This is a genomic window from Streptomyces sp. NPDC127190 (assembly GCF_042672505.1).
In the GTDB taxonomy this organism is placed as follows: domain Bacteria; phylum Actinomycetota; class Actinomycetes; order Streptomycetales; family Streptomycetaceae; genus Streptomyces.
On sequence record NZ_JBHXVE010000005.1, the window covers coordinates 285,714 to 293,224 of the forward strand.

The 7,511-nt window shown below is 74.5% G+C and carries 7 protein-coding genes; 1 reads left to right on the top strand and 6 read right to left on the bottom strand.

Annotation, left to right across the window (positions count from 1 at the left end; all coding sequences use genetic code 11):
- Positions 1-120: 120 nt before the first annotated feature.
- The 5 genes from ACFVIU_RS11590 to ACFVIU_RS11610 are packed head-to-tail and all read right to left on the bottom strand — an operon-like array spanning position 121 to position 5,595.
- On the bottom strand, positions 121-918 hold the full coding sequence (locus ACFVIU_RS11590) for a type III pantothenate kinase (RefSeq protein WP_385842108.1): 798 nt from the start codon (positions 916-918) through the stop codon (positions 121-123).
- A gap of 5 nt (positions 919-923) precedes the next feature.
- Entirely contained in the window at positions 924-1,904 is a 981-nt protein-coding gene (gene nadC / locus ACFVIU_RS11595; protein WP_385842109.1) for a carboxylating nicotinate-nucleotide diphosphorylase, read from the bottom strand.
- Between the two features lie 54 nt (positions 1,905-1,958).
- The gene (locus tag ACFVIU_RS11600; protein ID WP_385842111.1) at positions 1,959-3,656 is read right to left on the bottom strand and encodes an L-aspartate oxidase; all 1,698 of its coding nucleotides are present in this window, start codon (positions 3,654-3,656) and stop codon (positions 1,959-1,961) included.
- Positions 3,653-4,645 carry a pantoate--beta-alanine ligase gene (gene panC / locus ACFVIU_RS11605; RefSeq protein WP_385842112.1) on the bottom strand — a complete coding sequence of 331 codons (993 nt, stop codon included), beginning with the start codon at positions 4,643-4,645 and terminating at the stop codon, positions 3,653-3,655. Before panC ends, ACFVIU_RS11600 begins: the two co-directional genes overlap by 4 nt.
- Positions 4,642-5,595 (bottom strand): Rossmann-like and DUF2520 domain-containing protein, encoded by a 954-nt coding sequence (locus ACFVIU_RS11610; protein ID WP_385842113.1) that lies wholly within the window; start codon positions 5,593-5,595, stop codon positions 4,642-4,644. Before ACFVIU_RS11610 ends, panC begins: the two co-directional genes overlap by 4 nt.
- 219 nt (positions 5,596-5,814) lie before the next feature.
- Here ACFVIU_RS11610 and ACFVIU_RS11615 point away from each other — a divergent pair, with 219 nt between their 5' ends.
- A complete protein-coding gene (locus ACFVIU_RS11615; RefSeq protein ID WP_385842114.1) occupies positions 5,815-7,020 on the top strand; it encodes a threonine aldolase family protein in 1,206 nt (401 codons plus the stop codon).
- Positions 7,021-7,065: 45 nt separating this feature from the next.
- On the opposite strand, the gene ACFVIU_RS11620 is transcribed toward ACFVIU_RS11615, so the two are convergent.
- A complete protein-coding gene (locus ACFVIU_RS11620; protein ID WP_385842115.1) occupies positions 7,066-7,293 on the bottom strand; it encodes a hypothetical protein in 228 nt (75 codons plus the stop codon).
- Positions 7,294-7,511: the final 218 nt, after the last annotated feature.

Consider the following 7,511-nt stretch of genomic DNA (forward strand, 5'->3'; position numbering starts at 1 on the left):
GATAACAACTCTGCCATCCGATCGGCCCCGGGGCGGGGGGGCCGCGCCTCGCCCCGCCCCGGCCCCGCCCCCCCCGCCCCCCCGCCCCCCCCCCCCCGGCGGGGGGGCCCCCCGCCGCTCTCACATCCGCGCCACGTTCCGCTCGTACACCAGCCGCAGTCCGATCAGCGTCAGCCACGGCTGGTGCTCGTCGATCACCGAGGACTCGCCCAGCACCATCGGTGCCAGCCCGCCCGTCGCGATCACCGTCACGTCGTCCGGATCGTCCGCCAGCTCCCGCGCCATCCGGCTGACGACCCCGTCGACCTGTCCGGCGAACCCGTACACGATGCCCGCCTGCATGGCCTCGACGGTGTTCTTGCCGATGACGCTGCGCGGCCTGGCCACCTCGATCTTCCGCAGCTGCGCGCCCTTCACGCCGAGCGCCTCCACGGAGATCTCGATGCCGGGCGCGATGACCCCGCCGACGTACTCCCCGCGCGCGGAGACCGCGTCGAACGTCGTCGCCGTACCGAAGTCGACGACGATCGCCGGGCCGCCGTACAGCTCGACGGCCGCGACCGCGTTGATGATCCGGTCCGCGCCGACCTCCTTGGGGTTGTCGGTCAGGATCGGCACACCGGTCTTCACCCCCGGCTCGACGAGCACCGCGGGCACGTCGCCGTAGTAGCGCCGGGTGACCTCGCGCAGCTCGTGCAGCACGGACGGGACCGTCGCGCAGATCGCGATGCCGTCGATGCCGTCGCCCAGCTCCTCGCCGAGCAGCGGGTGCATGCCCATCAGGCCCTGGAGCAGCACCGCCAGCTCGTCCGCCGTACGGCGCGCGTCCGTGGAGATGCGCCAGTGTTCGACGATGTCCTCGCCGTCGAACAGGCCGAGGACGGTGTGCGTGTTGCCGACGTCGATGGTGAGGAGCATGGCCCTTACTCCGCCTCGCGCAGGTCCAGGCCGATGTCGAGGATCGGCGAGGAGTGGGTGAGCGCGCCGACGGCCAGGAAGTCCACGCCCGTGTCGGCGTACACGCGCGCGTTGTCGAGCGTGAGCCGGCCGGAGGCCTCCAGCAGCGCGCGACCGCCGACGATGCCGACGGCCTCCGCGCACTCGGTGGGGGTGAAGTTGTCCAGCAGGATCAGGTCGGCGCCCGCGTCGACCACCTCGCGCAGCTGGTGCAGGGTGTCGACCTCGACCTCGATCGCCACCTCCGGGAAGGCCTCCCGTACGGCCTTGAAGGCCTGCGCGACGCCGCCTGCGGCCACCACGTGGTTGTCCTTCACGAGGGCCGCGTCGCACAGCGACATGCGGTGGTTGACGCCGCCGCCGCAGCGGACGGCGAACTTCTCCAGCGAGCGCAGACCGGGGGTGGTCTTGCGGGTGTCGCGGACCTTGGTCTTGGTGCCCTCCAGCGCGTCCGCCCACGCGCGCGTGGTGGTCGCGATGCCGGACAGGCGGCACAGGATGTTCAGCGCGCTGCGCTCGGCGGTGAGCAGGTCACGCGTGCGCGTGGTCACCGACAGCAGCTTCTGCCCGGCCTCGACGCGGTCGCCGTCCTCGACGTGCCGCTCGACCTCGAACTCGTCGGTGCAGACCACGGAGAGGACGGCCTCGGCGACCCGCAGACCGGCCGCCACGCCCGCCTCGCGCGCGGTGAAGTCGCCGGTGGCGGTCGCCTCCTCGGGGATGGTGGCCACGGTGGTCACGTCGACGCCCCCGTCCAGGTCCTCCTGGATCGCGACGTTGGCGATGTCCTCGACCTCCACGGGGTCGAGCCCGACAGCGGCCAGCAGCTCGGCGAGCGCGGGGTCGAGCCCGCTCTCCAGGTACTCCTCGTCGTCGCCCTCGGCGCCGCAGGCGCAGCCGTCGCCGCAGCCGCCGGTCGGGGCGAGGGGAAGGTCTTCGGTGCTCACGTCTGTCACTGCTCCTGGGCGCTGGGGGGTTCGCTGGGTGCTGGTTCGCCGGTGTTACCGGACAGGGGGGAAGTCTGCGGTGTCGGTGGTGTGCACGGCCAGCGACCGGTCGGGGTTCAGCCGTACGACGATGTGGCGCCGCCAGAGCGTGTCGTCCCGCTCGGGGCGGTCCTCGCGCCAGTGGCAGCCGCGGGTCTCCTCGCGCAGCAGCGCGGCGGTGACCAGGGCGCGGCCCACGCACAGCAAGTTGGTGGCCTCCCAGGTGTCGACGCCGGGCTCGGCGGTCTTGCCGTTCTCGGCGAGCGCGCCGCGGGCCTCGTCGTGCAGCCGCTGGAGCTGCTCGGCGGCCCGGGCGAGGCCTTCCTCGGAGCGCAGCACGCCCGCGCCCTCGGTCATGATCCGCTGGATGGCGAACCGGGCCTCGGGGGCCAGCAGCGGGTGCACCGGGGTGTCGGGGTGCTCGACGGGTGCGGGCACGCGCGCGTGCAGGCCGTTGGCCGCGTGCATGGCGGCGATGTCGTCCGCGATCCGCTCGGCGTAGACCAGGCCTTCGAGGAGGCTGTTGGAGGCGAGCCGGTTGGCGCCGTGCACGCCGGAGCAGGCGACCTCGCCGCACGCGTACAGGCCCGGCACGGTGGTCCGGCCGTGCGCGTCGGTGCGGACGCCGCCGGAGGCGTGGTGGGCGGCCGGAGCGATCGGGATGGGCTCGGTGATCGGGTCGATGCCGTTGGCCCGGCAGGCGGCCAGGATGGTCGGGAACCGGTGCTCCCACATGTCGGCGCCGAAGTGCCGGGCGTCGAGGTACATGTGCTCGGCGTCCTGCTCCATCATCCGCCGCAGGATGCCCTTGGCGACGATGTCGCGCGGCGCCAGCTCCGCCAGCTCGTGCTGGCCGACCATGAAGCGCACGCCGTCGCCGTCGATCAGGTAGGCGCCCTCGCCGCGCACCGCCTCGGAGACGAGCGGCTGCTGGCCCTCGGCATCCGGGCCGAGGAACAGCACGGTCGGGTGGAACTGCACGAACTCCAGGTCGCTGACCTCGGCGCCCGCGCGCAGCGCCAGCGCCACCCCGTCGCCGGTGGACACGGACGGGTTGGTGGTCGCGGAGAACACCTGGCCCATGCCGCCGGTCGCGAGCACCACCGCGGGCGCGTGCACGGCGCCCACGCCGTCGTGCTGGCCCTCGCCCATCACATGCAGCGTCACACCGGCCGTACGGCCCTCGTCGTCGGTGAGCAGGTCCAGCACGAGCGCGTTCTCGATGGTGCGCAGCCCGCGCGCGCGTACGGCCGCCACGAGCGCCCGGGAGACCTCCGCGCCGGTGGCGTCGCCGCCCGCGTGCGCGATCCGGCGCCGGTGGTGGCCGCCCTCGCGGGTGAGGTCCAGTTCGCCTTCGGAGGACTCGTCGAAGTGCGCGCCGGTGTCGATGAGCCGCCGTACCGCGTCCGGGCCCTCGGTGACGAGGGTCCGCACGGCCTCCTCGTCGCACAGGCCGGCGCCGGCCACGAGGGTGTCCGCCAGGTGCTCCTCGGGCGTGTCGCCCTCGCCGAGCGCGGCGGCGATGCCGCCCTGCGCCCAGCGCGTGGAGCCGTCGTCCAGGCGGGCCTTGGTGACGACGACCGTGCTGAGGCCCGCGGCCTCGCAGCGCAGGGCCGCGGTCAGCCCGGCCACTCCGGAGCCGACGACCACCACGTCGGCAGAGATCGCCCAACCGGGTGCGGGCGCGTGCAGTCGTATGCCTGTGCTGGTCACGAGGCGGCTCCGAAGGTGAGAGGGAGGTTGTCGATCAGCCGGGTCGTGCCGACCCGGGCGGCGACGGCGAGGACGGCCTCGCCGGTGAAACCATCACCGATCTCGGTGAAGTCGGAAGGGTCGACGAGGGCCAGGTAGTCCAGGTCGAGCGGGGGGTCGAGGCGGGCGGCGTCGTCCAGCACCTGGCGGGCGGCCGCGCGGACGGCCGCCGGGCTGGCGGGGGACGCCGTGGCGACCGCGTGCGCGTCGGCGGCGGCGCGGGACTCGCCTATGGCGCTCAGCGCCTCGGCACGCGCGTGCGTGGAGGGCACTTCGCGGGCCCGCGCGCGCAGCGCCTCCTGCGCGGCGTGCCGGTCCCGGCCCGCGAACAGCGCGCGGGACAGCGCGAGCGCGGTACGGCGCTCCGCGGGCGACAGGTAGCGGTTGCGGCTGGACAGGGCGAGCCCGTCCTCCTCGCGCACGGTCGGTACGGCGACGATCTCGATGCCGAAGTTCAGGTCGCGCACCATGCGCCGGATCAGGGCCAGCTGCTGGGCGTCCTTCTGCCCGAACAGGGCCGCGTCGGGGCGGGTGAGGTGCAGCAGCTTGGCGACGACGGTGAGCATGCCGTCGAAGTGCCCGGGCCGCGAGGCGCCCTCCAGCCGCGTGCCCATGGGGCCGGCGGAGATCCGGACCTGGGGTTCGCCGCCCGGGTAGACCTCGTCCACGGAGGGCGCGAACACGACGTCGGCGCCCGCCTGCTCGGCGATCTTCAGGTCGGCGTCGAGGGTGCGCGGGTAGCGGTCCAGGTCCTCGCCCGCGCCGAACTGCAACGGGTTGACGAAGACCGTGACGACGACCTCGCCGTCCGCTCCGGCGAGTTCCCGGGCGGAGCGGATCAGGGTCGCGTGGCCCTCGTGCAGGGCGCCCATGGTCATCACGACGGCACGGCGGCCGCGGCGCACGCGCGCGTGCAGCTCGTCGGCGGTGCGCAGCAGGGCGGTGGTCATCGGTCGTTCCCCTCGGTGCCGTTCGTGCCGTTCGTGCCGGTGCCGCCGGATCCCTCGGCGAGCACGCCGAGCAGGTCCTCGGCGAGTTCCGGCTTCAGCAGGCCGTGCGCGAGCGCCCGGTCGGCGGTCGCGCGGGCCATCGCCAGATAGCCGGCCACGGCCTGCGGGGCGTGCCTGCGCAACTCGGTGACGTGCGCGGCGACCGTGCCCGCGTCCCCGCGCGCGACCGGGCCGGTCAGGGCGGCGTCGCCGGAGCGCAGCGCGTTGTCCAGGGCCGCCCCGAGCAGCGGGCCCAGCATCCGGTCGGGGGCCTCGACGCCGGCCGCCCGCAGCAGCTCCATGGACTGGGCGACCAGGGTCACCAGGTGGTTGGCGCCGAGCGCGAGGGCCGCGTGGTAGAGCGGGCGGTTCTCCTCGCTGATCCACTCGGGCTCGCCGCCCATCTCGATCACCAGGGCCTGGGCGGCCAGCCGCAGCTCCTCGGGCGCGGTGACCCCGAAGGAGCAGCCGGCGAGGCGCTGGACGTCCACCGGGGTGCCGGTGAACGTCATCGCCGGGTGCAGGGCCAGCGGCAGCGCGCCCGCGCGCAGGGCCGGGTCGAGGACCTTGGTGCCGTACCGGCCGGAGGTGTGCACGAGCAGTTGTCCGGGCCGTACCGCACCGGTCTCGGCGAGCCCGCCGACGAGGCCGGGCAGGACGTCGTCGGGGACGGTGAGCAGCACCAGGTCGGCACGGTGGAGGACCTCGCCGGGCGGCACCAGCGGGACGTCGGGGAGCATGGTCGCGGCCCGCCGCCGGGAGGCGTCGGAGACGCCGGAGACGGCCACCGGGCGGTGCCCGGCGAGCTGGAGGGACGCGGCCAGCGCGGGGCCCACGCGGCCGGCGCCGACGACACCGACGGTGAGCCGCGCGGGGCGGTCCTTGAGGTCTGGCTGATGGACTGTACTCACGCGACGGAGGCCTTCCCGTTCCAGTCCGCTCTGGGTACCGGACGATTTCTCGTCATGTTAACGCTATCCGCTCCGGGGCCGGCCGGTTGTCCACAGGCTGTGGGTTTCGCCACGCCGTCCACGATGCTTTCCGGCCGCCTCCGCCATCCCACCGGCCACGCCCTGGCCCGGGCGGAAATTCGGCTGCCCGCCCGCGCGCGGGACGGAATGATCCCGGGCATGACCGATACGGCACAGCAGGGCGCGGACCAGCAGGCGGAGGGGGCCGGGGAGCCCGGCCCGGCCGAGCAGGAGCAGGAGCAGATGCGGGAGCGCCGCCGGGCCGCCTTCCGGGCGGCGAAGCGGGTCCTCGCGCGTGAGGGCACCCGGCGCACGATGCGGGAACGGCTCACGGACCTGCTGGACGCCCCACCCGAGCTGTACGACCTGGACCAGCCGGGGGACTTCTACGGCACCGGGATCGTGGCGGACCTGGAGCGGCGGGTCGCGGACCTGCTGGGCACGGAGGACGCCGCGTTCTTCCCGACCGGCACCATGGCGCAGCAGGTGGCTTTGCGCTGCTGGGCGGGCCGTACCGGCAACCCCGCGGTCGCGCTGCACGCCCTGTCCCACCCGGAGGTGCACGAACGGCACGCGTTCAGCGCGGTCAGCGGGCTGCGTCCGGTCCGGGTGACGGCCGAGCCCCGGCTGCCCACGGCCGCCGAGGTACGGGACGTCGAGGAGCCCTTCGGCGCGCTGATGCTGGAACTGCCCCTCAGGGACGCGGGGTACGTGCTGCCCACCTGGGAGGAGCTGACCGAGGTGGTCGAGGCGGCGCGGGAGCGGGAGGCGGTGGTGCACTTCGACGGCGCGCGCCTGTGGGAGACCACCGTCCGCTTCGGCCGCCCCCTCGCGGAGATCGCGGGCCTCGCGGACAGCGTCTACGTGTCGTTCTACAAGTCCCTCGAAGGCATCGGCGGCGCCGCGCTCGCCGGCCCGAAGACCCTGACCGACGAGGCGAGGATCTGGCGGCACCGGTACGGCGGCATGGTCTTCCAGCAGTTCCCGACGGTGCTGTCGGCGCTCGCCGGGCTCGACCACGAGCTGCCCCGGCTCCCCGACTACGTCCGCCACGCGCGCGTGGTCGCCGCGGCGCTGCGCGAGGGATTCGCGGCGGCGGACGTGCCGTGGGCGCGGGTGCACCCCGGGGAACCGCACACCCACGAGTTCCAGGTCTGGCTGCCGTACGAGCCGGACGCGCTCATGGATGCGGCGCTGCGCCAGGCGGAGGAGACGGGCACCTACCTCTTCGCCCGGCCCTGGGACCGCGGCGGGCCGGGTCTCGCCTTCACCGAGGTCAGCGTGCGCGAGGCGGGCCTGGAGTGGACGGCCGACGATGTGCGCGCGGCCGTCGCGGAGTTCGCCGTACGGCTGCCCGCGGTGTAGCGGTGCCGGCGCTCGCGCCGGGGCGCGGGCGCCGGCCGCCGATACCTACAGCGCACGCGGGCGCAACAGGCGCTGCGCGGCGTGCAGTCGGCGCCGCAGGGCGCGCAGCAGCCGTCCGTGCGCCGGGCGTTCGGCGACGACGGCGCGAAAACGCCGGTACTCGCGCAGCTCGCGGACGACGTCCAGGTCGTGGCGGCCGGGCGCGGGCGGCTCGGGCTCGCCGATCACCCGGGCACGGTAACTGTCCAGGAGGTACTGCTGGGTGATGCTCATGACGGATCGCCTTCTCGCAATCTCTCGGGACATGGACTGGCCACCGATTCGCTCGGTGCCGGTTCGGGCTCCGCGGCTGCCCCAGTGTCATCAGGTTGCGCCTGGTCACAGCCGATGTCCCGGGGGGTTTGCGGGGGCCGGCAAACCCCCGGGGCTTTGAGTGGGGCCGGGGGCCAGTGGGGGCAATGGGGTTCACAAGAACAACCCGAGGGGCCCCC

What these genes read in the sequence shown, in the direction of transcription:
- ACFVIU_RS11615 (WP_385842114.1), top strand. Translation starts at nt 5,815, where the DNA reads ATGACCGATACGGCACAGCAGGGCGCGGACCAGCAGGCGGAGGGGGCC.
- ACFVIU_RS11620 (WP_385842115.1), bottom strand. Translation starts at nt 7,293, where the DNA reads ATGAGCATCACCCAGCAGTACCTCCTGGACAGTTACCGTGCCCGGGTG.
- panC (WP_385842112.1), bottom strand. Translation starts at nt 4,645, where the DNA reads ATGACCACCGCCCTGCTGCGCACCGCCGACGAGCTGCACGCGCGCGTG.
- ACFVIU_RS11590 (WP_385842108.1), bottom strand. Translation starts at nt 918, where the DNA reads ATGCTCCTCACCATCGACGTCGGCAACACGCACACCGTCCTCGGCCTG.